The following is a 26,120-nucleotide window of genomic DNA, read 5'->3' on the forward strand; positions in this document are numbered from 1 at the left end:
CCGGCCACGCATGCGAGCGGCGCGCCCGGGCCCTGGAGGGCCGGGGCGCGCCGTCTGTTGCGCGCCGGTGTGCCGAGTCAGGTGGTCATCGGCTCACCGGGGTGTGGGTCGGTCAGTGGCGGTTGCCGTCGTGGTGCCCGCCGCCGTGGTGGCCGCCGCCGTGGTGACGGTTGCGGCCCCAGGACTCGTCGTCCACGAAGCGGCCGTGGTCGTTGCGCAGGGTGGCGGTGTCGGAGCGGTTGTCCCACACCTCCTTGTTACGGTCCTGGAAGAGGTCCCGACGGGTGTCGCGGCCCTCGCCGGTGTGGACGCGGACCGTGGAGCGGCCCTCCAGGCGGTAGTGGTGGAACGTGTAGGTGCGGCCGTCCTCGTTCTTGAGGGTCCAGCCGTCGAGGTTGATCGTGTGACGCGTGGTGTTGGTGAGTTCCACCCACTCCCTGTTCAGCGAGCTCCGGGAGCGGTCGTCACGTCCCGGGGCGTCGTACTGGACGGCGCTGATCCGCACCTCCGGGCGGTGGGGACGAGCGTGGTCGGACGCGGACGCCGGCAGTGCCATCGCGCCGACCAGGGCGCCGGCCGTGAGGGCGGCGGCGGTCAGACGACGAGCGGTGACAGAAGCGGAAGTGGACAAAGAGTTCCCCTGGGATGTGCGGGCACCCTCCCACTGCGGCCTTCGTGGACGCCGTGGGGGTGGGTGCGATGTGCGGGTGCGGTCGGCTGGCCGCAGACACACTCTGTCCACGGAGTGCGGGAGATGGGTAGGAAACGTGGCGTGTGTTACCTGTTGTCCATATCTCTGTGACTCTCGGCTGCAACGTCCATTTAGGTGACTAAGTACTGAAGTTGACGTTCCGACAGCTGATGACCCCTTGCGGGAGTTGGCCTGTGCGGCCCGGACGCCATGGCGCGCCACCCCACCGGGAGACGGGCCGTCACCCGAAAGTGAGTAACGGCCGTCTGTCCGCCGTCACCCTCCCGCCGCCGGGTGCCGTCGCTCAGTGGGCGCGGACGGCGTCGGCCGGCGCGGTGCGCAGTGCCTGGCGGGTGGGGAGTTCGATGGTGAGGAAGGCCGTGACGGTGACCGTGAGCGCGAGGCCGGGCAGGAGCCAGACGGGGCCCGCGGGCCAGGGGCGGCCGAGGAATCCCTGGCCCAGCAGGGCGAGGGGGAGCGCGGAGAGCAGCAGTGCGGTGACGAGCGCGGTGGCGGCGGTCACCGCGGCCTCGCGGCGCATCATCGACCGGATCTGCCGGGGTGTGGTGCCGTTCAGCCGGAGGGCGCCCAGTTCGACCCGGCGCTGGGCGGTGGCCGCGACGAGCTTGTTGGCGATGCTGAGCAGCAGGTAGACGAGCAGGACCACGATGGTGGCCAGGTTGATCCACACCTCGGGCGGGGCGTCCTCCAGGCCGTCGGCGGACGGCAGGTTCGCGGGCTGGAGTGCCAGGCCTGGGCGGGACGCCGCGAGGGCCGTGAGGCTCTGCCGGGCCGTCGCCGTGCCGTCCGTACGGATCAGGAGGGACTGGTCGAGCGTCGTCGTGGTGTGTCCGGCGGCCAGGTCGTGGGAGAGCACCACCGAGCCGAAGCCGAGGCCACGGCCGTACACGGCGACCACCTCGGCGTGGACCCGCGCGCCGTCGCCCAGCACCAGGCTCACCCGGCGGCCCACCGTCGCGGAGCGGGTGCGGGCGGCGTCGCCGCTGACGGCGACGGTGGCGCCGCGCAGGCGGCCCAGGCTGCCGTCGGTCACGTCGAGGTCGAGGACGTCGGAGGCGTCCGGGGTGAGGATCGTCGCGGGAGCCGACTCGCTCACCGTGTCGCCGAACTGCCGGTACTGCCACACCACGGTGGTCGTGCCGACCGGGGCCGCGGCCCGCACGCCGGCCGTGTTCCGTACGGCGGTGAGCGTGCCGGTGGGCAGTCCGCCCAGGCCGGGAGCGGTCAGGCGCTGCTGGGCGAGGGTGGCGCCGCGGGTGTCGTCGGCGGTGGCGGCCAGCACGGTGGTCTGGGTGAGGGTGTACGTCAGGACGAACACGACCGCCATGGCCAGGGTGCTGACGATCCCCGCGTTGCGCAGGGCGTACGCGCGCAGGTTGGCCATCGCCAGCCAGGTGGGGGCGGAGGCGCCCGCCCCCGTCGCACGCGCCGCGGCGCCGCCGACGCCCCGGACCAGCGCCGGGCCGGCCAACGCCAGGCCGATCGCCCCGATGATGCCCGCGATGGACGTGGCCGTCGCGCCGATGACCGTGCGGGAGAAGAGCGGCAGCGCCGACATGACCATCGCGGCGACGATGACCAGCACGCCGACGCGCGTCCGGGTCCGCGACGGCTCGCGCGGCTCGCTGCGCGATTCCGCGACCGCTTCGGTGGCCGGCATCCGCGAGGTGCGCCAGGCCGAGCAGCGGGCCGACACCTGGACGGCCAGGACCAGCAGGAGGATCGCCGCGAGGGCGGGCAACGGGCTGTAGGTCAGCGGGAGTTCGGACGGTACGACCGCCCGGTCCGCGAGCAGTCGCCGGAACTGCCCGGCCAGCACGTAGCCGAGTCCCACGCCGGGCACCAGGGCCACGGCCGCGACCACGGTGGACTGGGCGGCGGCCAGGCGGCGGATCTGCTTCGGGGTCGCGCCGACGGCCCGCATCAGCGCCAGGTCGCGGCGCTGTCCGGCGATCGACACGGCCAGCGCGCTCGCCATCACGAACCCGGTGATCAGCAGGACGATCCCGGAGAGCGAACCGGCGAGGAGGACCAGCAGTGAGCGGGAGGCGCCGGCGCCGGGTGCGGTCGTGTCGCCCCGGTCGGCTCCGGTGACGGTCAGCAGACCGGTGCCCTTCAGCCTCGTCCGGACCTCGGCGGCGACGCGCTGCTCGGCGCCGGGCTCGGTGCGCAGGCCCACCAGGTCGACGCGGTCCGCGTGACCGGCCAGGCGTGCGGCCGTCGGGTCGGCGAAGAAGATGCCGGCAGCCGGTGCGTCGACGACCGCCGAGACCCGGTAGCCGGCGGCGGGCCGGCCGTCGACGACGATCCGCACGCTGTCGCCCGGCTCGATCCCCGCCGCGGCGGCGGTGACGCTGTCCACGGCGACCTCGCCGGAACCGGTCGGCGCGCCGCCGTCGAGGTGTGCGCCGGCCGTCGGCCTCGCCAGTTTCGTCGAGGACCAGCCGTGCCCCGCCACCTGGGGGTCCTGGGCCGGTACGACCTGTCCGCGGGCGTCGAGGAGAGCCGCGGGGAAGCTGAGGTCGCCGACCGCCGCGGTGACACCGGGCAGCCCGGCCAGCTCGCCGACCAGGCGGGACGGGACCCTGCGCCGCTCCGGGAGCGCGAGCGGCAGCTCACCGGGCGGACGGAACTCCTGGTCGGCCGCGACCACGACGTCGGCGCCGGCGAGCCGGCCGGCGGGCAGCTGGGAGCGGAGGCCGGACTCGGCCAGTACACCGGTGGCGGTGATCAGTGCCGCACCGCCGAGGACCGCGCAGGCCACGGCGATCAGCGCGGTGATCCGGTGTCCGACCATCCGTATCGCGAGACGGAACATGACTCAGACCTCTCCCAACGCGACGAGACGGCTTGCCAGTTCGGGGGCGGTCGGCGCCTCGACGGCCTCGACCACCCGGCCGTCGGCCATCACCAGGACGTGGTGCGCGCGGGCCGCGGCGGCGGGATCGTGGGTGACCATCACCACCGTCTGGCCCAGGTCGGCGACCAGGTCACGCAGCAGGTCGAGGACCTCGTGGGCGCTGCGCAGATCGAGCGCGCCGGTCGGCTCGTCGGCGAACACGACGGCCGGCCTGGTCACCAACGCCCGCACCACGGCCGCGCGTTGCTGCTGGCCGCCGGAGAGTTCGGCGGGGCGGTGGGTCAGCCGGTCGGCCAGTCCGACCCGTTCCACCAGCGTCCGCAGCCAGTCGTGGTCCGGGCTGCGTCCCGCCAGCCGCAGCGGCAGCGTGATGTTGTCCTCGATGCTGAGCGAGGGGATCAGGTTGTACGCCTGGAACACGAAGCCGACGCGTTCCCGGCGCAGTTCGGTGCGCCGGGTCTCGTTCAGCCCGGCGATCTCGTGACCGTCGATACGGACGCTGCCCGAGGTCGGGGAGTCCAGCCCGGCGGCACAGTGCATCAGCGTGCTCTTGCCGGAACCCGACGGCCCCATCACGGCGAGGAAGGTGCCGCGTTCCACGGTCAACGACACGTCGTCGAGGGCCCGTACGCCGCCCGGGTAGGCCTTGCTGACGCCGGTCAGGGCGATGGCGGGGGCGCCGACGGCGGTGCGGGTGGCGTTCATCGACGGCCCCGCAGGTTCCGTACGACGAGGGTGCCCGCGCACAGCACGGTGACCGCGCCGCACGCCAGGTGCACCCAGGTGTCGGCGCCGCCGAAGGAGGCCGCCATGTTGGCGAGCGCGCCGGCCACCACCACCATCCAGAGCAGGGTGCGGGCGATGTCCCCGGAGCTGAGCCGGTCGGCGGGACCGGGGGTCGTCGTGTTCGGCATGGGGGCTGCTCCCGGGTCTCGTGGGGTGGTCCAGCGGTGGCCGTGTGCGGTTCCCGCTGTCGTCACCGACGCTATGGACCGGCACCGCTCGGGCCGATCCCGCAGTCCGCCCGGTTCGGGGTACAGCAGGCTGTACTCCCGCGTCCTGCGGCCACGGAGAACTCGCTTACGGCATAGGGTCGTTCGCATGACGGGAAGCACGAGCGAGACGGCGGCGGGAGGTGCGGTGACGGTCCGACGCGAAGGCCTCAAGGACATCGCCCTGCGGACCCTGAGCGCCGCCGGTCGGGCGATCGCCGAGCTCGCCTCCGGTCTCGGCACGGCCCTGCTCGCCCTGTTCGTCCTGCTGTGGCTGGCTGTCACCGCCGTGACGAGCGTCGTGGGAGTCGGGCTGCTCATGGCGCCCGTGCTCCTGCGCGCCCTGCACGCTCTGGCCGGCCGGGAACGCGACCGACTGGCCCGCCGGGGTCCCGAGGTCGCCGCCCCGGAGCCCCCGCCCACGCGGCTGCGGGCCGCCCTCGTCGACCCCACGACCCGGCGCGAACTGGGCTGGCTGGTCCGGCATTCCACCGTGGGGGCGTTGCTCGGGCTGCTCGGCGTCCTGCTGCCGGTCCTCGCCGTGCGGGACACCGCCTTCCCGCTGTACTGGACGTTCATGCCCGAGGGCGCGACCGCCACCTCCGTGGGCATGGGCGACGCGCGGACCTGGCCGGACGCCCTCGCCGTGACGCTGCTGGGCGTGAGCTGGATCGCCATCATCCTGGGACTGGGCCCTGGCATGGCCCGGCTCCAGTCGGGTCCCGGGCGACGGCTCCTGTCGGCCGGTCCCGATGCCGATCTCTCCCTGCGCGTCGCGGAGTTGACCGCCACCCGGGCCGCCGCCCTCGACGCCCACGCCACCGAGCTGCGCCGCATCGAGCGCTCCCTGCACGACGGCGCCCAGAACCGGCTGGTCTCCGTCACCGTGCTGGTCGGGGCGGCCCGCCGGATGGTGGCCCGTGACCCGGCCGGCGCCGACGAACTCCTGGAGCGCGCCCAGTCCGCCGCCGAACAGGCGCTGGCCGAACTGCGCACGGTCGCGCGCGGCATCCTGCCGCCGGTGCTGGCCGACCGGGGGCTCGCGGGCGCCCTCTCCGGTCTCGCCGCGGACTGCGCGGTGCCCTGCCGGATCGACGTGGACGTGCCCGAACGCTGTGCCGCGTCCGTCGAGGCGACCGCCTACTTCGTCGTCGCCGAGGCCCTGACCAACATCGCCAAGCACAGCGGCGCCGGGCACGCCGTCGTCACGGCCCGCGGGCGGGGCGGCCGTCTCCTGCTCCGCGTCGAGGACGACGGCCGGGGCGGCGCCGAAGCGGACGGCGGGACCGGACTCACCGGCATCCGCCGCCGGGTCGCGGCGCACGACGGCAGCCTCTCGCTGGCCAGCCCGCCCGGCGGCCCGACCGTCCTGGAAGTGGACCTGCCCTGTGGATCGTGAGCTGTGGAGCGTGCGCTGTGAATCGTGAGTTGTGGAGCGTGAGTTGTGGAGCGTGAGATGCGGATCGTGATCGCCGAGGACGACCCGTTGCTGCGCGAGGGGCTCGCCCTGCTGCTGCGCGCCGAGTCCCTCGACGTGGTGGCCACCGCCGGCACCGCCGACGAGGCGCTGGACGCCATCGACGTGCACGAGCCGGACGTCGCCATCCTCGACGTCCGGATGCCGCCGACCCATACCGACGAGGGGATCGTCGCGGCGGTCGAGGCCCGGCGCAGGCGGCCCGGCCTGGCCGTGCTCGTACTGTCCGCGTACGTCGAGCAGAGCTTCGCCACCGAACTGCTCGGCGGCGGTGTGCAGGGGCTCGGCTATCTGCTCAAGGAGCGGGTCGGCCGGGTGGAGGAGTTCCTGGACGCGCTGCGCCGGGTCGCGGCGGGCGGCACCGCCATCGACCCCGAGGTCGTCGCCCAGTTGTTCACCCGCTCGCGCCAGGACACCCGGCTGGAGCGGCTCAGCCCCCGTGAGCGGGACGTGCTCGCGCTGATGGCCGAGGGGCTGGGCAACTCGGCCGTCGCCGAACGGCTCGTGGTCACGGACGGCGCCGTCCACAAACACATCCGCAGCATCTTCGCCAAGCTCGACCTGGCCCCGACGGACCAGGTGGACCGGCGGGTCGCGGCCGTCCTGCGGTATCTGGAGGCGGTCGGCGCGGGAGGTCAGCCGGCCGGCGCGCCACGGGGACGGATCAGCCCGCTCTCGTAGGCCAGGATGGTCGCCTGCACCCGGTCCCGTAGCCCCAGCTTGGTGAGCAGGGCGTTGACGTGGGTCTTGACCGTTCCGGTGGTGACGCCCAGGGCGGCCGCGATCTCCGCGTTGGCCAGGCCCGAGGCGATGTGCAGCAGCACTTCCCGTTCGCGCGGGGTGAGCCCGCCGAGGGTGCCGGTGACGACGGGCGGCGGGGGCGCGCCCTGGGCGAAGGTGTCGATCAGGCGGCGGGTGACGGCCGGGGCGAGGATCCCGTCGCCGGACGCGACGACACGCAGCGCGGTCAGGAGCTCCTCCGGCTGGGCGTCCTTGAGCAGGAAACCCGAGGCGCCGGCGCGCAGCGCCTCGTACACATAGGCGTCGAGGTCGAAGGTGGTGAGCACCAGGACACGGGGTCCCGACTGCGGCGCGGTGATGAGACGGGTGGCGGTCAGGCCGTCCATGCCGGGCATCCGGATGTCCATCAGGACCACGTCGGGTGCCTCGCGGCCGGCGAGTTCCACGGCGCTCGCGCCGTCCCCGGCCTCGCCGACCACGGTCAGGTCGGGTTCGGCGTCGACGATGGCGGCGAACCCGGCACGGACCACTGCCTGGTCGTCGACGACCATCACGCGTGTGGCGACGGGGACACCTCCTGGACCGGGGCCGGACCAGGTCCGGCCGGCAGCGGCAGCAACGCCCTCACCGTACCGGCCTGTTCGAACACGACAGAACCTTCCCCGGTCGGGGCGCCGGGCCGGTCTCCACCCTGCGGTAGAGGCTCCGTTCCTCCGTTGCGCCGACGATTCGCCGTCCGGCCGACGGAATGCTGAAGGCCATGGACATCACCTCGCTCACCGTCGTGCTCGGCGTGGTCGTGATCGTCGCGGCCTCGGTCCTCACCGCCTCGAACGAACCCCCGCTGTGGGTCTACCTGCTGACCGGCGCGGGCTCACTGCCCCTGAGCCACGCCCTGCTCGGCACGCGCTGCCTCAGCTCCACCGTCGGGGACAGCGGCGTCGCCCCGTGGGTCGTGCGGCTCGCCGTCATCGGCACCCTCACGGCCGCGTTGAGCTTCTTCGTCGGCGGGGACGGCCGCGGGCGCGCCGTGGAGGGCCGGACCGGCCCTAGAGGTAGTCCTCGAGGCGGGCGACCGTGAAGCCCTGTTCCTGGATGTGCCGCAGCATGTTGGCGGTCATCTCGGTCATGGTCGTGCCCTTGAGCTCGGACGGCCCGCGGAAGTGGGCCAGCACTATGTCGCCCGGGTGGAGCTTCTTGTCGCCGCGCTGGTACTGCATGTTCTTGATCTGCATGGACTCGCGCCACAGGACGATCGCCTCGACACCGCAGGACGCGGCGGCGGCCCGGGTGTCCTCGTTCCAGTTGCCGTAGGGCGGCCGGAACAGCCGCGGCATGGTGCCGTATCGATCCTTCAGCCTGGTCTGCTGGCCGCAGATCTCCTCCTTCTGCGCGGCCGCGCCCAGGGTCCGGAGGTTCGGGTGGTTCAGCGTGTGATTCTGGACCCCGTCGCCGAGGGCCTGGAGCTTGCCGAAATAGCCGTAGTCGGCGCGGATGGCGGAGTCCGTCAGGAACATCGTGAAGGGGATCTTCAGCTCCCGCATCATCGTCACGAACTCCGGGTCCTTCTCCGCCCCGTCGTCGAAGGTGAGGAAGACGATCTTCTCCTGGGTGGGTATCTCACTGATCACCGGCACCGGGCCACCGGCGGCCGACAACCCGACGGGCTTGACCTCGGGCGGGGCGGGCGGTGCGGCCAGCGGCTCGATGCCCCACTTGGCGTAGGCGGCCTCGACCTCCGCACGCGCGCCCGCCTCGCCTCGGGGCGACGGGCTGGACGGTGCGGAGCCGGACGGTGCCGCGGCGGGACGGTGGGAATCCGCCGAGGTCTCGGCCCCGCAACCCGTCGCGACGCCTGTCGCGAGAAGGACGCAGGCCAGCGCCGCCCCTCTGATCCGCCTGTCCATCGTGTGCACCCCATGTCGTCCGTACGCCTCGCCCCGTCCACTGCTTGATGTCGAACGGACGTCCGAGGTTCCGCCCCGGAGCGGACCGGGTGACGCGTCTCCCCGGTGCGGACGGGCACGGACGGGCGCGCGATGATGGCCGGCATGCGCATCCGCATCGACGCCGTCGACCTGCCCGGCCTCACCCGACCGGCCTCCGCCGACGGCAGGGTCCCCGCGTACGGCAACCTGCACGTCGCCGTGCAGCGTCGCGACCGTCCGGCCGAACTGCTCGAGCCGCAGCCCGGCGACGCGCCGTCCGCGACCTGGACCCTGGAGTGCACCACCAGCGCCTCGCCGACCGGCACCGAGGTCAGAGGGCCTCATGTCCAGGACCGTCTGGGCCGGCGGTTCGTCTACCTGTCGTGGGGCACGGTCGACGAGGCGGGCGTCTTCACGATGTTCCGCCGCGCCAAGCTCATGCTCGACGCCGTCCCCGCCGACGTGCTCGCCGCCGCCGCACGGGACGGGCTGCTGGTCGGACGCCTCGGCCTGACCGACGCGCAGGGCGGACCCCTCTGCGCGCGCGTCGAGCCCCCGCGCATCACCTGGACCGCCGAACGCGCCGAGTAGAGCGGCATCGCTACGCTTGGCGTTAAGCGCCTATTGCGGGGCAATGGCGGACAAATTGTCCTAAGGAACCGAAGATGGGTCTCGGTGCCGGCCTTCGGGCCGTGAAACGCAGGTCCCTCACCCGCGCGTCCGTGGCGGTCGCGGTCGCCGCCGGTCTGGCCCTGGTCGGGGCCTGCGGCGGAAGCGACAAGGACGACGAAGGCGACGGCGGTCTCGCCGTCGGGGTGCTGCTCCCGGGGGGCGGCGCCTCGCGCTTCGGGCAGTTCGACAAGCCCCTGCTCGTGCAGCAGCTGAAGCGGCTCTGCCCGGACTGCCCGGCGCCGACCGTCGCCGCCACGTCCGACCCGGCCGTCCAGCGGCAGCAGATCGAGTCCATGATCACCCGACAGGTCGACGTCCTGATCCTCGCCGCCGTCGACCCCCAGCTGCTGCGCCCGTCGGTCGAGGCCGCACACCGGGCCGACATCCCGGTCGTCGCCTACGACCGGCTCGCCCAGGGCCCGATCTCCGGTTACGTCACCTTCGACGGCGCGACGGTCGGCAGGCTCCAGGGCGAGGCACTGCTGAAGGCCATGGACGGCGAGGCGCGCGGCGAACAGATCGTCATGATGAACGGCGCCACGACCGACCCCAACGCCGGCTGGTTCAAGCGGGGCGCGCTCTCCGTCCTCGAGGGCAAGACCGAGATCGGCAAGTCGTACGACACCGTCGGCTGGCGCCCGGAGAACGCCTTCATGAACATGACCAACGCCATCGCCGCCCTGGGCGCGGGCGACATCGACGGGGTCCTGGCCGCCAACGACAGCCTCGCCGGCGCCGTGGTCGCCGCCTTCAACGCCGCCGAGGTCAGACCGCTGCCTCCGATCACCGGCCAGGACGCCGATCTCGCGGGTGTGCGGCGGATCGTCCGGGGCGACCAGTACATGACCGTCTACAAGCCGTTCGAGCCCGCGGCCGGCGCCGCCGCGAAGATGGCCGTCGCCCTGGGGCGCGGCGAGTCGGTGGACTCCCTCGCCTCGGGCACCGTCGACAGCGCCACCACCGAGGACATCCCGGCGGTCCTGCTCCCGTCGGTCCCGGTGACCGTCGGCAACATCAAGGACACTGTGGTCAAGGACGGTATGTACACCATCGACCAGATCTGCACCCCCGAGCTCAGGTCCGCCTGCGACAAGGCCGGACTCAACTGACGCGTCTTCCCCGAAGCGGAAGGAGGTGACCCCGTGGCGGCTCAGCCCCTGCTGGCGTTGCGCGGTGTCTCCAAGCGGTTCGCCGCCGTCCAGGCGCTGGAGGACGTCGAGCTGGAGATCAGGGCCGGGGAGGTGGTCGCCCTGATGGGCGACAACGCCGCCGGCAAATCCACCCTGGTCAAGGTGATCTCGGGAGTCGGGCCCGCGGACAGGGGCGTCATCGAGTGGCAGGGCAGCGCCGTCCAGATCAGGCGTCCCCAGGACGCCCAGGTGCTGGGGATCGCGACCGTCTACCAGGACCTCGCGATGTGCGGCAATCTCGATGTCGTCGCCAACCTCTTCCTCGGCCGGGAGATCCACCGGCTCGGCATCCTCGACGAGGTGGAGATGGAGCGCCGCACCCGTGAGCTGCTCAAGACCCTGTCCATCCGCATCCCCGACGTGCGCGTGCCGCTCGCCACGCTGTCCGGCGGCCAGCGGCAGGTCGTCGCCATCACCCGCTCGTTCCTCGGCGAGCCCCGGCTCGTCCTGCTCGACGAGCCCACCGCCTCCCTGGGCATCGAGCAGACCAGCCAGCTCCTCGACCTCATCGAGGAGCTGCGCGACCAGGGTCTCGGGGTGCTGCTCATCAGCCACAACATGGGGGACATCAAGGCCGTCGCCGACCGGGTCGCCGTCCTGCGCCTCGGCCGCAACAACGGCTTCTTCGACGTGACCACCACCTCCCAGGAACAGATCATCTCCTCCATCACCGGCGCGTCGGACAACGCCGTGGCGCACCGCACGACCCGCCCGGAGGAAGCATGGCCCTGAGGGGGAGGAGGAACCGGAACCACACCACCGATGCCGCGCCCACCACCGACGCCACGCCCGCCGCCGACCGGGAGGACGACGGCCACCGGGGCCACGCCGGACGCCTCGGGGCGTACGCCGGACGTCTCACAGCGCCTGCCGGACGTCTCGGTGCCCCCACCGAAGCGGTGCGCCGCAGGCTGCGGGAAGGCGGGACCGGCCCCGTCCCGGTCCTGCTCGCTCTGGCCGTGACCTGGATCGTCTTCCAGGCCCTCAACACCAACTTCCTCTCGCCGCGCAACCTGTCCGTCCTCAGCGTGGACATCGTCGGGACCGGCATGGTCGCCGTCGGCATCGTCTTCGTCCTGCTGATCGGCGAGATCGACCTGGCCGTGGGCTCGCTCGCCGGCCTGGCGGGCGCCGTGTTCGCGTCACTGAACGTGAACCTCGGGATGCCGGAGTGGCTCGCCGTGCTCGTCGCGGTGCTGTGCGGCACGGCCGCCGGGGCCGTCCACGGGTTCTCCTTCGCCAGGATCGGCGTACCCGCGTTCGTCGTGACCCTCGCCGGTCTGCTGGTCTGGAACGGCGTGATGCTCTACCTGCTGGGTCCCGACAGCTCCATCAGCTTCAGCGAGGACGGGCTGGTCGCCACCCTGACCAGCCGCTACTTCGACTCCGCCGTCGCCGTCTACGGTCTGGCGGCGCTCTGCACGGCCGCGTACCTCCTCGTCTCCCTCCACGACCGCGGGCGCCGCGCCGCCGCCGGGATGCCGTGCCGGCCGACGGCCGGGATCTGGGCGCGTACGGCCCTGCTCGCGCTGGTCTCGTTCTCCGTCGTCTACGTGCTGGGCCGTTTCGAGGGGCTGCCGCTGGCGCTGCTGATCTTCCTGGCGGTCATCGTCGCCTCGGACCTCCTGCTGCGCCGCACGCCCTACGGCCGGCAGGTCCTCGCGCTGGGCGGCGGGGTGGAGGCGGCCCGGCGCTCCGGCGTCGACGTGGCGCGCGTGCGGATCTCGGTGTTCATGGTGTCGGGGACCCTGGCCGCGGTCGGCGGCCTGTTCATCGCGTCGCGGCTCACCTCGGCGAGCCAGATCTCCGGCTCCGGCGTGCTGCTGATCAACGCCATCGCCGCGGCCGTCATCGGCGGCACCAGCCTGTTCGGCGGACGCGGCTCGACCTGGTCCGCGCTGCTGGGGGTGCTCATCATCCAGTCGATCGGCTCGGGCATGGCGCTGTTGGGCGTCGAGCCCCCGGTCCAGTTCATGATCACGGGTGGGGTGCTGTTCACCGCGGTCGTCCTCGACTCGCTGACGCGGCGCTCCGCGCAGTCGCGCGGACGGGCCTGAGAGCCGTCCGGGGCCCGGGGCGGTCCCGGCGAGCGCGGCGCGTCCCGCCGTCGGGGGGCCGTGGGCGACCGGCGGTCAGGGGGCCGTCGGCGACGCGGGCGTCGCGGTGGAGCGGCGCCGGGGGCGGAGGTGTCCCCGGCGGCCTGCCGCGCGCAGGAACACGACCGTGGGGACGGCGCAGACGAGGATGGCGGCGATGCCGGCCTCCGGACCGAAGGCGCCCCCGGTGAGCGCCTCGGGTCCCGACAGCACGCCGTGCAGCAGGCCGGCCGGGCCGTCCTCGTTGCCGGAGACCGTGGTGCCGTAGATCCCGCTCTCGGCGAAGTTCCAGCCGAGGTGCAGACCGATCGGGAGCCAGAGGGAGCGGGTGGCGACGTAGGCGGCGCCGAGCATCAGGCCGCCCTCGACGGCGATGGCCAGCGCGCCCCACACCGTGGCGTCGGGGTTGACGAGATGCAGGGCGCCGAACAGCAGGGCCGAGATCGTCAACGCGCCCCGGGTTCCGGTGAGTTCCTCGAGCAGCCGGAAGACGACACCGCGGAAGAGGAGTTCCTCCGTGACGGCGACGCCCGCCATCGCCCCGAGGACGGTCACCGCCCCGCCGACCGACACCCCGCCCTCGGTGCCGTACCCGCCGAACAGGGCGACGATCGCGAGCGTCGTGGTGAAGAGGCCGAGGCCGACGAGGGTGCCGGTGCGCAGCCCGGAGACAGCCGTCGTCGGGTCCAGTTCGGACACGGGTCGCTGTTCCAGGGCCCGTACGGCCGCCGCGTAGCTCGCCAGCGCGAGCGCCACGACGGCCGCGCCGAACAGGAGGGACAGCAGCGGGTTGTCCCCCGCCGCGGCCCTCGTCCCGGCCGCGAGCGCCGTCACCGCCACGAACAGCACCGCCATCGCCACCAGCCGCACCCCCGCCGGACGCACCCGGCGCGCGACGGCGAGCGGCTCCTGTGCGAGCAGCTCCCTGAGCGTGCTCTTCAGCGGGCGCGCGCTTTTGAGCGGCATGACGATCCTCCCCTGCCGGGCGGCGGTCCGGTCGCCGCCGCGTCACCGGGAACGCTATGAGCGCGGGGCACCCTTGGTCGTCGCCCTGTGGTGGACAGTCGCCTGTAGCTCTTGTGGGGGACAACGGCCCGTTCAGTCGTCGACGGTGACCAGGCCCACCCGGTGGGCGAGCACCACCGCCTGAACGCGGTCGCGCAGGTCGAGCTTGGTGAGGATGCGGGACACGTACGTCTTGACCGTCTCGCGGCTGAGGACCAGCCGGTCGGCGATCTCGGCGTTCGACATCCCCTCCGCGATGAGTTTCAGCACCTCGGTCTCGCGGGGCGCCAGGACCGACAGTGCCTCCGGGACGGCGGACCCGCGGGTGGGCGGCCGGATCCGGTCGGCGAACCTGCCGACGAGCTGCCGGGTGACGGCCGGCGTCAGCAGGGACTCACCCGCGGCGATCGTCCGGATCCCCTGCACGAGGTCGCGGGGCGGCGAGTCCTTGAGCAGGAATCCGCTCGCGCCGGCCCGCAGCGCCTCGTAGACGTACTCGTCGAGGTTGAAGGTGGTGACCACCAGGATCCTGACCGGGTCGGCCACGCCGGGTCCGGCCAGCAGCCTCGTCGCCTCGATCCCGTCCAGGAGGGGCATCCGGATGTCCATCACCACCACGTCCGGGCGCAGCCGTCCCGCGGCCTCCACCGCCGCGCGGCCGTCGGCGGCCTCTCCCACGACCTCGAGGTCGGGCTGCGCGGTGAAGATGGTGACGTAGCCGGTGCGCACGAGTTCCTGGTCCTCGCAGACCAGGACGCGGATCGGCGTTCCGGCCGTGGTGCCGGTATCGGCGCCGGTCATGCGTGCCTCCGGGCGGGCGCGGGGGCGGGTGCGGGGGCTGAGGCGGGGGTGGGGACGGGGATGCGGGCGCGGACGCCGAAGCCGCCGTCCGGCAGGGCGCCCGCGTGCAGTGCGCCGCCGAAGACGCTCACCCGCTCGCGCAGCCCGTCCAGTCCGTGGCCGCCTCCGCCGCCGAGCGGCCGGGGCGCGGGAACGGCCGGCCCCGCGGGCGCTCCTTCGGTGGTCACGTCGACTTCGATCACGTCATGACCGTGGTGGACCCGGACGAACGTCCCGTGGCCCGGCGCGTGCCGGAGCGCGTTGGTGAGCGCCTCCTGCACCACGCGGTACACGGCCAGTTCCACGGCCGAGGGCAGCGGCCGTCGTTCTCCGCGCTCCGTCAGCTCGACCGGCTGGCCCGCCGCCCGGACCTGCTCGACCAGGTCGCTCAGGCGGCCCGGCCCCGGCCCCGGCGCCCGGTCCGCCTCGTACGACGCCTCGCCGAGCACCGCATCGCCGAGCACCGGACCGCCGGGTGCGGGGCCGTCGGACGGGGGGCTGTCGGACGGGGGGCCGCCGGGTGCGGGGCCGCCGGCTGCGGGGCCGCCGGGTCTGTCACCAGGCCTGCCGCCGGAGGCCTTCAGCAGGCCCAGCAGGTGCTGGAGGTCGGTCAGGGCGTGCCGGCCGGAGTCGCTGATCGCACCGAGCCCGACGGCCACCCGGTCCGGCGCGTCGGCGAGCAGGAACTGCGCCGCGTCCGCCTGCACCACCATCGCGGTGACGTGGTGGGTCACCACGTCGTGCAACTCCCGTGCGATACGGGCCCGTTCCCGCGCCGTCGCCATCTCCGCCCCGATGCGCCGGCGTTCCTCCTCCCCGGCCCGCCGGGACCGCACCGATCTGCCCACGGCCCAGCACGCCACGAGCACGAGGTGAATGAGGACGAAGTCGGACACCCGCTGCGGTGATCCCCTGCCGTGCAGTGCGAGCGCGAACAGCGCGAACAGCCCGGTCGCGACGGCCGCCGGTACGGCGAGGCGCAGGCCCCCCGCGCGGTCCGCGTACGCGCCCGCGCTGTACAGGGCGACATACAGGCCCACACTCGCGAACGTCTGTGGATAGCCCGCCAGTTCATGGACCGCGGACGCTCCCGCCACCAGCGCGAGACACACCCCGGGCCACCGTCGTCGCAGCATCAACGGCAGCCACAGGGCCGCCGTCACCAGGACACCCGGGCCGTCGTACGGACGCTGCGTCAGGTCGCCGAACTCCGCGCCGACGGGGGCGGTCACCGGCGCGAACATCACCGGCGCGAGGGCGACGGTGAGAACCCCGTCCCGCAGCACGACACCCCGCGCGCTCCATCGCGTCACGACGGTTCGCGCACCGTCCAGCAGTGATGACAGTGATGCCGTCGTCGCCTCGAACACAGGGGCGAGCCTAGCCTCCACCCGGCCTCCGACCGCTCCGCTTCCGGGCATCGGGAGAGCCCGGAAAGATCGGTAAAGTTTCGAAACATTCGAAGAATTCACCCGAGGTCTCTTGATCTTGACTTTACCGATCTTGCTCAGGTGAATTGATGAATTCGAGTCAATATAGCCACTGAACAGCAAGAATAGCTCCCCACCCGCCATTTCCCCGCTCCGAATGTTTCGAAGTGAAAACCGAAAGTATTGACAGTTGTCGTGCCCCGGCCAACACTGGCGCCGTCATCGGCCGCATGAGGACGAGGAGGAAGCACGCACATGAAAACCGCACCCGCACACCGACTCAGGCTGCTCATCAGCGGTGTCTGCACCATGCTGCTGGTCGCCGTGGCCGCGCTCACCCTGCCCGGCACCGCGCACGCCGACACGGTCGTCACCACGAACCAGACCGGCACCAACAACGGGTACTACTACTCGTTCTGGACCGACTCGCAGGGCACGGTCTCCATGAACCTGGGCTCCGGCGGCAACTACAGCACCTCCTGGAGCAACACCGGGAACTTCGTCGCCGGCAAGGGCTGGAGCAACGGTGGGCGCCGGAGCGTCACCTACTCGGGCACCTTCAACCCGTCCGGCAACGCCTACCTGGCCCTCTACGGGTGGACGTCGAACCCGCTCGTGGAGTACTACATCGTCGACAACTGGGGCACCTACCGGCCCACGGGCACGCACATGGGCACGGTCACCAGCGACGGCGGCACCTACGACATCTACAAGACGACGCGGTACAACGCCCCGTCCGTCGAGGGCACCAAGACCTTCGACCAGTACTGGAGCGTCCGGCAGTCGAAGCGGACGGGCGGCACCATCACCACCGGCAACCACTTCGACGCCTGGGCCCGCGCCGGAATGACCCTGGGCAGCTTCAACTACTACATGATCCTCGCCACCGAGGGATACCAGAGCAGCGGCAACTCCAACATCACGGTGGACGGCACCGGTTCGGGCGGCGGCACCGGCGGCGGCGGGAGCAGCGGCTGCAGCGCGACCCTGTCCGCGGGCCAGCAGTGGGGCGACCGGTACAACCTCAACGTCGCGGTCACCGGCTCCAGCAACTGGACCGTCACGATGAACGTCCCCTCCCCGGCGAAGGTCCTCTCCACCTGGAACACCAGCGCCAGTTACCCCAGCGCCCAGGTGCTGACCGCCAAACCCAACGGCAGCGGCAACAACTTCGGCGTCACCATCCAGCCCAACGGCAACTGGACCTGGCCGACGGTCTCCTGCACCGCGAGCTGACCCCCACACTCCGCACCAGGCTGGAGGACCACCCCGCATGAGCACGAGACCACATCTCTCCTTACGCGCCCTGATCACGAGGCTGGTCGTCGTCGCGACGGCCGCCGCGTGCACCCTCACCGTCCAGGCCGCCGCCGCTCCGGCACAGGCCGCCACCTGCAACGGGTACGTCGGGCTCACCTTCGACGACGGCCCGGGCGGCACCACGACGGCCCTGCTCAACGCCCTCACCCAGAACGGGCTGCGGGCCACGATGTTCAACCAGGGCCAGTACGCCGCCGCCAACCCCTCCCTGGTCCGGGCCCAGGTGAACGCCGGCATGTGGGTCGGCAACCACAGCTACACCCACCCGCATCTGACCCAACTCGGCCAGTCACAGATCGACTCGGAGATCTCCCGGACCCAAGCGGCCGTCTCCGCAGCGGGCGGCGGCACCCCGGTCCTGTTCCGCCCGCCCTACGGCGAGACCAACGCGACCGTGAAAGCGGTCGAGGCCAAGTACGGACTGACCGAGATCATCTGGGACGTCGACTCGCAGGACTGGAACAACGCGAGCACCGACGCGATCGTGCAGGCCGCCGGCAGGCTCACCAACGGCCAGGTCATCCTCATGCACGACTGGCCCGCCAACACCCTCGCGGCGATCCCGCGCATCGCGCAGGGTCTGGCCGCGCGCGGCCTGTGCGCCGGCAAGATCTCCGCGCAGACCGGGCGGGCCGTGGCCCCCGACGACAGCGGTGGCGGTGGCGGTACCGGCGGCTGCACCGCGACCCTGTCCGCCGGACAGCAGTGGAGCGACCGGTACAACCTCAACGTCGCGGTCACCGGCTCCGCCAACTGGACCGTCACGATGAACATCCCCTCCCCCGAGAAGATCATCGCCACCTGGAACATCAGCGCCACCTACCCCAGCACCCAGGTGCTCACCGCCAAACCCAACGGCAGCGGCAACAACTGGGGCGTCACCATCCAGACCAACGGCTCCTGGACCTGGCCGACGGTCACCTGCACCGCGACCTGACCCCGACCGACCCCTCACACCGCCCCGTGGCGCGGCGACCCCCGGCCGCCGCGCCACGGGGCGGCCCGGCGACGCCGGTGGGGCATTATCTGTTGTCGCAAAGTGAGAAATGGACGGGACACGCGATGAGTATTTCTCGGCCGACAGACGGAGCGTAATTATCGGTCACGCAACGTCGATCGCGGCATGCTACTGTCTTTAGCAGTTGCAGTTGTGGTCTCCAGAAGGTTTTTTCCGACGGGGTGATCATCACGGCGACCGGGATCCGCACAGGGTGGATTCCGACACCGTTCCCGAAGGAGATTCAAAATGGCTGCTGGCACCGTGAAGTGGTTCAACGCTGAAAAGGGCTTCGGCTTCATCGAGCAGGACGGCGGCGGTCCCGACGTCTTCGCCCACTACTCGAACATCGCCGCCCAGGGCTTCCGCGAGCTCCAGGAGGGCCAGAAGGTGACGTTCGACATCGCCCAGGGCCAGAAGGGCCCGACGGCCGAGAACATCGTCCCCGCCTGACCCACGCTGACGCGGACACAATAATTTAGCAGCTGGGGCCCGCACCTTGGGGTGCGGGCCCCAGCTCGCTGCTTTCACGCGGATAAACCCGCGGCGCATATTTCGCCGTCGACCCGATTCGACGCCATCGCCTTTGGCCCGTTCTCGCGATTCTCAGCGCCGCACCAGTGCCGCGGGAATTCCTTGATACGCGCCGACGCATCAAGGAAGGTCCCATGAACTACGCACGCACGCACACCCGCAGGAACGATCGCTTCGCCGATCACCGCTCCCGGCCCGACCGCTCCGGCGCTCCCCGCCGCGGCAACGACGGCGGACGCCGACGGATCTCGCCCCAGGGCGAGTTCGCGCCGCCGAAGACGATCACTCCGGCGCTTCCCGCCGTCGAGTCGTTCGCCGACCTGGCCATGCCGGAGGGGCTGCTGGCCGCGCTGGGTCACCAGGGCGTCGCCATACCGTTCCCGATCCAGGCCGCGACCCTGCCGAACTCGCTCGCGGGCCGCGACGTACTCGGCCGCGGCCGCACCGGCTCGGGCAAGACCCTCGCCTTCGGTCTCGCGCTGCTCGCCCGTACGGCGGGCCGACGCGCCGAACCGCGACAGCCGCTCGCGCTGGTCCTCGTACCGACCCGCGAACTCGCCCAGCAGGTCACCGACGCGCTCTCGCCGTACGCCCGCTCCGTGGGGCTGCGACTGGCCACGGTGGTCGGCGGGATGTCGATCGGCCGGCAGGCCGGCGCGCTGCGCGGCGGCGCGGAGGTCGTCGTGGCCACGCCCGGCCGGCTCAAGGACCTGATCGACCGGGGCGCCTGCCGACTGGACGCCGTCGACATCACGGTCCTCGACGAGGCCGACCAGATGGCCGACATGGGCTTCATGCCCCAGGTCACCGCGCTGCTCGACCAGGTGCGGTCCGACGGCCAGCGGATGCTCTTCTCGGCCACCCTGGACCGCAACGTGGACCTGCTGGTCCGCCGCTACCTGGTCGACCCGGTGGTCCACTCCGTCGACCCGGTCGCGGGTGCCGTCACCACGATGGAACACCACGTCCTCCACGTGCACGGCACGGACAAGCAGCAGGCCACCACCGAGATCGCGGCCCGGGACGGCCGGGTGATCATGTTCCTGGACACCAAGCACGCGGTCGACCAGCTGACCAAGCACCTCCTGCACAACGGCGTCCGCGCCGCGGCCCTGCACGGCGGCCGTTCCCAGCCGCAGCGCACCCGGACCCTGGCCCAGTTCAAGGACGGCCACGTCACGGTGCTGGTGGCGACCAACGTCGCGGCCCGCGGCATCCACGTCGACAACCTCGACCTGGTGGTCAACGTGGATCCGCCGAGCGACCCCAAGGACTACCTGCACCGCGGCGGCCGTACGGCACGGGCCGGCGAGTCCGGCAGCGTCGTCACCCTGGTGACCCCCGACCAGCGGCGCGGCATGAGCCGGCTGATGGTCTCGGCCGGCATCACCCCGCAGATCACCCAGGTCCGCTCGGGTGAGGCGGAGCTCAGCCGCGTCACCGGTGCCCGGACGCCCTCCGGTGTCCCGGTCGTCATCACCGCTCCGGCCGCGGCCACGCCCCGCCGCCGCTCCTCGGCGTCGCCCTCCTCGCCGTCCTCCTCGTCCCGGTCCTCCTCGTCCCGGGGCCGCCGCGGGCGGCCGAGCCGGAACCGGCCCGCCGTCAACCCGGCGGCCTGATGCCGGACCCGGTTCACGCGGCCGGAAGGCTCCCCCATCTCCGCAGGAGGCACCAGTGACATCGGTCCAGACGCACCCGGTACGGACGCGGCGGCAGCACGACGATTCCGGACCGCGGGTCCGTGACGACATGACCGTCGAGGTGGCCCTGTCCGTCATGGCCGGAGCCCAGGTCGATCAGCTGATCCTCTGCGACGCCGACGACCAGTGCACGGGCTCGGTCACCCGCGCCCAGCTGGCCGTTCTGCGCGCCGGGGCGACGTACACGGACCGGCTCCGCCTGCGGGACGTGCTCGACACTCCGGTCCGGCTCTCTTCGAGGCCCTGCTCCTTCTCTCTGTGAGGCAACATGCGCTGTGTCATCGCCCGGTACCCGTTCGACCTCACCAAGGACGGCGTCATGGACTCGATGAAGGGCATCCCGGCCGAGCCCGTCACGGGTGAGTCCGTGACCATCGGCCGCCGCCGCTACCCCGTCAAGCAGGTGGGGGAGATCATCACCCGCCAGGACCGCCGTGACTTCACCAGCGGCGAGGTCGTCCGGGCCATGGTCCGCCTCGGCTTCACCTGCCACGACCACCCCGCCGAACCCGCACAGGTCCTGACGCCGCTCCAGAGCGCCTCGGCGCTGCTCGGCGCGCCCGGGACATGGCAGGACTGACGGGCCGAAAAACCCGGAACACCCGGAAACACCCCGGAAGCACCCGGAAGCACAGCGAGGGCCCCGCCGACACACGTCGGCGGGGCCCTCGCTGCGTTGCGGGAGCGGGAGAGGTATCTGCACCCCCGGAGATCTGAAATCTACTCTCGCCAGAGTAGACATTGCCATGCGGCATGGGTAACGTTTCTTGCGTACGCACGACCAGGCACTGGTCGGTTCAGAGGAAGGAAGGAAACGCATACGCCATCAGGATCGCCCGGCCCGAGGAAGCTTCCGGGTCCGGGTACCGCAAGGCCATGGATTGGAAGGTGGTCCCCGGTCACGCAGCCGCGATCCACGCGCCCCCGCCCCTACGACGGGCCCGGGTAGCGAAAACAGAAGGTCGGCACAGCAGTACAGCCGGCCGATGGTGTTGAATTTCCCTCGGGGCCCTGGTGCCGTACGGCACCAGGGCCCCTCGACGCGTTGCTCAACGAGGTGAAATGACAGCAGATACCCCGCTCGGTGGTCGTCTGGAAGACGACGACTATCCCGCGTACACGATGGGCCGGGCCGCAGAGATGCTCGGCACCACTCCGGGCTTCCTCCGCGCCATCGGCGAGGCCCGGCTGATCACGCCGCTCCGCTCGGAGGGCGGACACCGCCGCTACTCCCGCTACCAGCTCCGGGTCGCCGCCCGCGCCCGCGAGCTCGTCGACAAGGGCACCCCGATCGAGGCCGCGTGCCGCATCGTCATCCTCGAGGACCAGCTCGAGGAGGCTCAGCGCATCAACGCCGAGTACCGCCGCGCCGCGAACGACCCGTCCGACAGCTCCAGCTGATCTCAGGGCGTCGGGTCCGGGCGCTCGCCGCGGCGCAGAGCGCGGGCGCACCAGCCGATGACCGTGGCGTTGACCAGCGCGCCGAAGACGACGGCGAGGACGAACATCGCGATGCCGTCCGGCAGCACGATGAACACGAAGCAGGCCGGAGCGGTGGCGAGCAGGGGGATGACACCTGCCATGGACTCGTCCGAGGTGTCGATGGCGCTCACCACGATCGCCCACACCAGCAGGCCCGCGCAGAGTGCCAGGTAGATCAGGGCGAAGACGTTGCCGAGGGCCTGGCCCACACGGTGAAACAGCCGGTGACGCGGACGCCGTGGGAAGGTTCGGCCGGAACCGGTACCGGTCACGAGGTGGACTCCTAAGTTGCGGTGGTCGGGGGCGTCGGACGGACGGGGCGCCGGGGCCCGGTGGAGTGCCGTCAGAGGTGGGTGCCGGGCGGGTTCGGACGGGCGAGGCCGAGGTCGTACGCGAGGATCGTCGCCTGCACCCGGTCACGCAGACCCAGCTTGCGCAGCAGCGCGTTCACATGGGACTTGACGGTGCCCACGGTGATCCCGAGCTCCTCGGCGACCTCCGCGTTGGTGAGCCCCGTCGCGATCAGCGTCAGGACGTACCGTTCGCGGGCGGTCAGGCTGTCCAGCTCGCGCGAGCCGCCTCCCGTCGGCTGCCCCGGGCCCGCTCCGGACGCGTAGTGGCCGATGAGACGGCGGGTGGCGGAGGGGGCGAGCACGCTCTCACCGGCCGCCACCACCCGGATGCCGTGCAGCAGTTCGGCGGGGTGCACGTCCTTGAGCAGGAAACCGGACGCGCCGGCGCGCAGCGCGTCGAAGACGTACGCGTCGAGGTCGAAGGTGGTCAGCACCAGGACCCGGGGCGCGTTCTCCCGGCCGGTGATGATCCGGGTGGCGGCGATGCCGTCCAGTTCGGGCATCCGGACGTCCATCACGACCACGTCCGGCGCCAGCTCCTCGGCCAGACGCACCGCGGCGACGCCGTCGGCGGCCTCGCCGACGACCGTCAGGTCCTCCTCGGCGTCGATCACGGCGGCGAAGCCCGCCCGTACGATGCCCTGGTCGTCGACGACCAGCACCCTGAGGCTCATCGCTCCCTCTCCTCGTCGCCCTGCTGTGGAACCGGCGCGAGTGGCAGCCGGAGACCGACCGTGTCCGGCCGGCCGGTGGTGAGGGTGCCGCCGAGCGCCGCGACCCGTGCTGCCAGCCGTTCCCGTACGGCGGGGCGGGCGGCGCGCGGCACACCGGTGGCCGTGAGAGTCAACGTAACGCCGTCCGCGTCGAGTTCGAGCACCGCGGGCTCCTCGCCGCCGGCCGCCAGCACCGTCTCGGCGGCATGGTAGGCGGCCAGGTCGACCGCCGTGGGCAGCCGCTCCGGCACCCGGTCGGTCAACCGTATCTCGACGTCGCGGCCGGTGGCCCGGCACTGGCGGGCGAGCAGGTCGAGCGCCTGGAGGGTGGGCTGTGGCCGCAGTTCGGGCTCTGTCCGCCCCTGACGGACCGTGTCGAGCAGGGCGCGCATCGCGGCCAGGGCCTCGCGGGCGCGTTCGGCGCTCACGTCGAGCCGGCCCGCCTCCGCCTCGGTGACCATGTCGGCGGTACGCGCCAGCACGGTGGTCTCCAGCCCGGCGGCGATCCGACGGCGTTCGGCCCACGCGTCCCGGACGGCCTCCTCGGTCCAGGCGGCGAGGCGTTCGTCCCGGGTGCCGCGGGCGGCCAGGTCGCGCCGCGCCCGCAGGGTCCCGCCCCCACGGGCCGCACCGACCGCCAGGGACGCCCCGGACAGCGCCCACCCGACCACCGCCCACAGGGGGACCGTCGTCCCCCGGTCCACAACGGCGACCACCGCGGCCTCCGCGTGCACGACCACGGCCGCCGCCGGAAGCAACCAGGCCCGGACGGCCCCACGACGCCCGCCGGCGACGGCTGCCGCACCGGACGCGTCCGCAGCCGGGACCGGCACCCGCGCCGCCGTACGCGACGCGTCCGCCGCGACCGCCGCGCAGGTGGCGAGGATGCTCAGCACCGGGGGCAGGACGAGCGGGCCGGTGTAGTCGCCCGCGGCCATCGCCACCGGCCAGAGCGGGGCCAGCCCGAGCAGAACGCACTGGGCGGTGCGGGGCGCCCGGCGCAGCCACAGCAGCGCGACCGCCTGCGCCGCCGCCAGCAGGGCGAAGAGCACACCGGCGGACACCTGGGTCCCGGTGGACGTGGGCTGCGCGTGCACGACCAGGGCGGGGATCAAGGGCTGCAGGACGAGGCCGGCGGCGGCCGTCAGCTGCGCCACGCGGTAGTTCCGCGACACCGGCCGTTGCGTCGGCGCGGCGGTCCGGCCGGGCAGCACCGCACGTACCTCCCAGCCGCCGTCCGCCGTCGGGCCGCTGGTCAGGGTGCCGCCCGCCTCCCGGGCCCGGGACCGCAGGAAGCCCTGGCCGCGGCCGCCGCCCAGGCCCGCCCCGTGCGCCGCCGAACCGGCCGTCGGTGCCGCGCTCGTGACCACGACCTCCGTGCGGGTGTCGCCGTACCGGCACCGCACGGTCGTGTGCGCCCCGGGTGCGTGCCGTGCCACGTTGGTCAGCGCCTCGCGCACGATGCCGTACGCCGCGTCCGCGACCACGCCGTCCGGCAGGGCGTCGATCTCGCAGTCCACCGGCTGGTCCAGCCGGCGGAACCCCTCCACCAGGGCCCGCAACCGTTCCTCCGGCGACGGCAGTTCCTCCCGGGAGGGCGTCGGCGCCCGCACCGCGCCGAGCGCCCGGGTGACCTCCCGGCCGGTCTCGGCCGCGAACTCCAATGCCTGGTCGGCGAGTTCGGGACGACGGTCACGCAGCCCGAGTGCCGCTCCCGCCGTGACCACGACGGCCGTCAGATGGTGGGCGCTGACGTCGTGCAACTCGCGTTCCATACGGCGCCGTTCGGCCTCCGGGAGCCGGTGCCGTTCGGCCTCGGCCCGCTTCAGGGTCCGTTCGGCCGCCCGGCGGGCGCGTCGGGTCCGCCGCACCAGCAGTCCGGCGCCGCACGCGGCCGCGTACAGCATCGCGGTCAGGACGAGGTCGAGTCCGTCGCGGTCACCGATCCCGTGCAGGCTGATGTTCTGCAGCAGCTGCCAGGCGGCGAGCGCCGTCCCGCACAACACGGTGGTGAAGGTGTCGCGTTCGGTCGCCACGGTGAACAGGGCCAGCGCGACCCCCGCGGTCCCCAGTACCGCCATCGCCCCGGTGGGCAGCGGCCCCGCACCCAGCGCGCAGGCCACGGCGACCACGACGAGGGCCGGCACCGGGCGGGCGCGGCGCAGGGCGAGCGCGGCCGTCACCGGACCGGCCACCAGAGCCGCCACGAGCAGGGCGGACGCGGGCGGCACGGCCCCGCGCACCAGCTCCGCGCCCGGCCACACGGCGGCCTGGGCGCAGATCAGCAGGACCGGGAGCAACCGGTCGTCGGTTCGATTCATGGCCGGTCCAGGCTAGGCCGCAGGTGAGCGGGTCCCCCTCCGGCTGAAGGCGGATTTCGTTCTCTTACCTGGGTTGCAGTTCCTCTACCTGCGGTTCGACACCACGATCGTCCCGCAGCGCGAGGACAGCCCCCGGCCCCCGGCCCTAGCCTCGATCACATCGAGAAAGCGGTCGACCACCGCTTCTCCGCACCGAATTCAGCGATGCAGCGATGCAGCGATGCAGCGAATTCAACGAATTCAACGAATTCAGTGACTCCAGCCAATCCACCGAATCCAGCGAATCCAGGGGGATCTCCCATGTCCAAGCGCGTTCTCGTCTCGTCGATCGTCGGTGTCGTCGTCCTCGGCGGAGTGGCCGCCGGTGGGCTCGCCATGGCCTACGGCGCCACCGAGCCGACCGTGGCGAACGGCTCGGCCCGCTATGTCGCCCCCGCCGACGGCCGTGCGGGCACCCTCACCTTCACCGCGGACGTGAGCGACGACTCCGGCGTCCGGAGCCTCAAGGTCGTCGCCTGGCCCGTCAGTTCGAAGCTCGACCCGACCGAGGAAGAGCTGCGGAAGGGCGTGGACAGCGCCGTGTGCCGGAGCGTTTCGGCGGAGAAGGCGCGCTGCACCTACACGATGAAGGTCACCCAGGCGGAGGCGGCCGAGCTGCCCCGGGGCAGCTGGCACGTCTCGGCGCTGGCGACCGCCGAGGACGGGGGCACGGCGTTCGTGTCCCGCGCCGCCGTCTTCGACGTCACCGGCTGATCGC

The 26,120-nt window shown here is 72.5% G+C and carries 27 protein-coding genes; 15 read left to right on the forward strand and 12 right to left on the reverse strand.

Going from position 1 to position 26,120, the window contains the following annotated elements:
* Positions 1–112: 112 nt before the first annotated feature.
* From OG933_RS21250 to OG933_RS21265, 4 genes are all read right to left on the reverse strand, one after another.
* On the reverse strand, positions 113–631 hold the full coding sequence (locus tag OG933_RS21250; RefSeq protein ID WP_405628451.1) for a lamin tail domain-containing protein: 519 nt from the start codon (positions 629–631) through the stop codon (positions 113–115).
* A gap of 364 nt (positions 632–995) precedes the next feature.
* Entirely contained in the window at positions 996–3,530 is a 2,535-nt protein-coding gene (locus tag OG933_RS21255; RefSeq protein WP_405628452.1) for an ABC transporter permease, read from the reverse strand.
* 3 nt (positions 3,531–3,533) lie between these two features.
* On the reverse strand, positions 3,534–4,277 hold the full coding sequence (locus OG933_RS21260) for an ABC transporter ATP-binding protein (RefSeq protein WP_054241946.1): 744 nt from the start codon (positions 4,275–4,277) through the stop codon (positions 3,534–3,536).
* The gene (locus OG933_RS21265) at positions 4,274–4,486 is read right to left on the reverse strand and encodes a hypothetical protein (protein WP_362530573.1); all 213 of its coding nucleotides are present in this window, start codon (positions 4,484–4,486) and stop codon (positions 4,274–4,276) included. Before OG933_RS21265 ends, OG933_RS21260 begins: the two co-directional genes overlap by 4 nt.
* Positions 4,487–4,673: 187 nt before the next feature.
* Here OG933_RS21265 and OG933_RS21270 point away from each other — a divergent pair, with 187 nt between their 5' ends.
* Both OG933_RS21270 and OG933_RS21275 read left to right on the forward strand, forming a co-directional pair.
* Complete coding sequence (locus OG933_RS21270; protein WP_405628454.1) at positions 4,674–5,963, forward strand: sensor histidine kinase; 1,290 nt, start codon at positions 4,674–4,676, stop codon at positions 5,961–5,963.
* A 57-nt stretch (positions 5,964–6,020) separates the two neighbouring features.
* Positions 6,021–6,722: a response regulator transcription factor gene (locus OG933_RS21275; RefSeq protein WP_020133156.1), complete on the forward strand. Its 702-nt coding sequence runs from the start codon at positions 6,021–6,023 to the stop codon at positions 6,720–6,722.
* Here the strand turns inward: OG933_RS21275 and OG933_RS21280 are convergent.
* Entirely contained in the window at positions 6,677–7,333 is a 657-nt protein-coding gene (locus OG933_RS21280; protein WP_362530566.1) for a response regulator transcription factor, read from the reverse strand. The two genes, OG933_RS21275 and OG933_RS21280, sit on opposite strands and share 46 nt — an antisense overlap.
* A 209-nt stretch (positions 7,334–7,542) precedes the next feature.
* On the opposite strand from OG933_RS21280, the gene OG933_RS21285 reads away from it, so the two are divergent.
* Positions 7,543–7,863: a hypothetical protein gene (locus OG933_RS21285; protein WP_362530564.1), complete on the forward strand. Its 321-nt coding sequence runs from the start codon at positions 7,543–7,545 to the stop codon at positions 7,861–7,863.
* Here the strand turns inward: OG933_RS21285 and OG933_RS21290 are convergent.
* A complete protein-coding gene (locus tag OG933_RS21290) occupies positions 7,832–8,689 on the reverse strand; it encodes a polysaccharide deacetylase family protein (protein WP_405628455.1) in 858 nt (285 codons plus the stop codon). The genes OG933_RS21285 and OG933_RS21290 overlap by 32 nt on opposite strands.
* Positions 8,690–8,833: 144 nt before the next feature.
* Here OG933_RS21290 and OG933_RS21295 point away from each other — a divergent pair, with 144 nt between their 5' ends.
* The 4 genes from OG933_RS21295 to OG933_RS21310 all read left to right on the forward strand — a co-directional run bounded on the left by OG933_RS21295 (position 8,834) and on the right by OG933_RS21310 (position 12,629).
* The gene (locus tag OG933_RS21295; RefSeq protein ID WP_362530559.1) at positions 8,834–9,301 is read left to right on the forward strand and encodes a DUF5990 family protein; all 468 of its coding nucleotides are present in this window, start codon (positions 8,834–8,836) and stop codon (positions 9,299–9,301) included.
* A gap of 74 nt (positions 9,302–9,375) precedes the next feature.
* Positions 9,376–10,491 carry a sugar ABC transporter substrate-binding protein gene (locus OG933_RS21300; protein WP_405628457.1) on the forward strand — a complete coding sequence of 372 codons (1,116 nt, stop codon included), beginning with the start codon at positions 9,376–9,378 and terminating at the stop codon, positions 10,489–10,491.
* Positions 10,492–10,524: 33 nt separating this feature from the next.
* Entirely contained in the window at positions 10,525–11,304 is a 780-nt protein-coding gene (locus tag OG933_RS21305; RefSeq protein ID WP_362530553.1) for an ATP-binding cassette domain-containing protein, read from the forward strand.
* Positions 11,295–12,629: an ABC transporter permease subunit gene (locus OG933_RS21310; protein WP_362530550.1), complete on the forward strand. Its 1,335-nt coding sequence runs from the start codon at positions 11,295–11,297 to the stop codon at positions 12,627–12,629. Before OG933_RS21305 ends, OG933_RS21310 begins: the two co-directional genes overlap by 10 nt.
* Positions 12,630–12,704: 75 nt before the next feature.
* Here OG933_RS21310 and OG933_RS21315 read toward each other — a convergent pair whose 3' ends face one another.
* From OG933_RS21315 to OG933_RS21325, 3 genes are all read right to left on the reverse strand, one after another.
* A complete protein-coding gene (locus OG933_RS21315; protein WP_405628459.1) occupies positions 12,705–13,634 on the reverse strand; it encodes a CPBP family intramembrane glutamic endopeptidase in 930 nt (309 codons plus the stop codon).
* A gap of 132 nt (positions 13,635–13,766) precedes the next feature.
* The gene (locus OG933_RS21320; protein ID WP_362530544.1) at positions 13,767–14,474 is read right to left on the reverse strand and encodes a response regulator transcription factor; all 708 of its coding nucleotides are present in this window, start codon (positions 14,472–14,474) and stop codon (positions 13,767–13,769) included.
* Complete coding sequence (locus OG933_RS21325; RefSeq protein ID WP_405628461.1) at positions 14,471–15,826, reverse strand: sensor histidine kinase; 1,356 nt, start codon at positions 15,824–15,826, stop codon at positions 14,471–14,473. The genes OG933_RS21320 and OG933_RS21325 overlap by 4 nt, the downstream gene beginning before the upstream one ends.
* A 372-nt stretch (positions 15,827–16,198) precedes the next feature.
* Between OG933_RS21325 and OG933_RS21330 the strand changes: the two genes are divergently transcribed.
* The 7 genes from OG933_RS21330 to OG933_RS21360 all read left to right on the forward strand — a co-directional run bounded on the left by OG933_RS21330 (position 16,199) and on the right by OG933_RS21360 (position 21,895).
* Positions 16,199–17,179, forward strand: coding sequence for a glycoside hydrolase family 11 protein (locus OG933_RS21330; RefSeq protein ID WP_405628463.1), 981 nt, complete (start codon positions 16,199–16,201; stop codon positions 17,177–17,179).
* A gap of 37 nt (positions 17,180–17,216) precedes the next feature.
* Positions 17,217–18,200 (forward strand): polysaccharide deacetylase family protein, encoded by a 984-nt coding sequence (locus OG933_RS21335; RefSeq protein WP_405628464.1) that lies wholly within the window; start codon positions 17,217–17,219, stop codon positions 18,198–18,200.
* Positions 18,201–18,509: 309 nt separating this feature from the next.
* Complete coding sequence (locus OG933_RS21340) at positions 18,510–18,713, forward strand: cold-shock protein (RefSeq protein ID WP_020133169.1); 204 nt, start codon at positions 18,510–18,512, stop codon at positions 18,711–18,713.
* Positions 18,714–18,928: 215 nt separating this feature from the next.
* A complete protein-coding gene (locus OG933_RS21345) occupies positions 18,929–20,413 on the forward strand; it encodes a DEAD/DEAH box helicase (protein WP_405628467.1) in 1,485 nt (494 codons plus the stop codon).
* A gap of 55 nt (positions 20,414–20,468) precedes the next feature.
* Positions 20,469–20,756, forward strand: a complete 288-nt coding sequence (locus tag OG933_RS21350; protein WP_405628468.1) for a CBS domain-containing protein — start codon at positions 20,469–20,471, stop codon at positions 20,754–20,756.
* A gap of 6 nt (positions 20,757–20,762) precedes the next feature.
* Positions 20,763–21,074, forward strand: a complete 312-nt coding sequence (locus OG933_RS21355; RefSeq protein ID WP_405628470.1) for an SCO5918 family protein — start codon at positions 20,763–20,765, stop codon at positions 21,072–21,074.
* A 482-nt stretch (positions 21,075–21,556) separates the two neighbouring features.
* Positions 21,557–21,895: a MerR family transcriptional regulator gene (locus OG933_RS21360; RefSeq protein ID WP_405628472.1), complete on the forward strand. Its 339-nt coding sequence runs from the start codon at positions 21,557–21,559 to the stop codon at positions 21,893–21,895.
* A gap of 2 nt (positions 21,896–21,897) precedes the next feature.
* On the opposite strand, the gene OG933_RS21365 is transcribed toward OG933_RS21360, so the two are convergent.
* The 3 genes from OG933_RS21365 to OG933_RS21375 form a co-directional block, all read right to left on the reverse strand.
* On the reverse strand, positions 21,898–22,248 hold the full coding sequence (locus OG933_RS21365; protein ID WP_405628474.1) for an SCO4225 family membrane protein: 351 nt from the start codon (positions 22,246–22,248) through the stop codon (positions 21,898–21,900).
* Positions 22,249–22,319: 71 nt separating this feature from the next.
* A complete protein-coding gene (locus OG933_RS21370; RefSeq protein ID WP_362530524.1) occupies positions 22,320–23,003 on the reverse strand; it encodes a response regulator transcription factor in 684 nt (227 codons plus the stop codon).
* Complete coding sequence (locus tag OG933_RS21375) at positions 23,000–25,363, reverse strand: histidine kinase (protein ID WP_362530521.1); 2,364 nt, start codon at positions 25,361–25,363, stop codon at positions 23,000–23,002. The genes OG933_RS21370 and OG933_RS21375 overlap by 4 nt, the downstream gene beginning before the upstream one ends.
* Before the next feature lie 300 nt (positions 25,364–25,663).
* On the opposite strand from OG933_RS21375, the gene OG933_RS21380 reads away from it, so the two are divergent.
* Positions 25,664–26,116: a DUF5707 domain-containing protein gene (locus OG933_RS21380; RefSeq protein WP_405628475.1), complete on the forward strand. Its 453-nt coding sequence runs from the start codon at positions 25,664–25,666 to the stop codon at positions 26,114–26,116.
* Positions 26,117–26,120: the final 4 nt, after the last annotated feature.

The organism is Streptomyces sp. NBC_00016, from assembly GCF_045040885.1.
Taxonomy (GTDB): Bacteria; Actinomycetota; Actinomycetes; order Streptomycetales; family Streptomycetaceae; genus Streptomyces; species Streptomyces coriariae.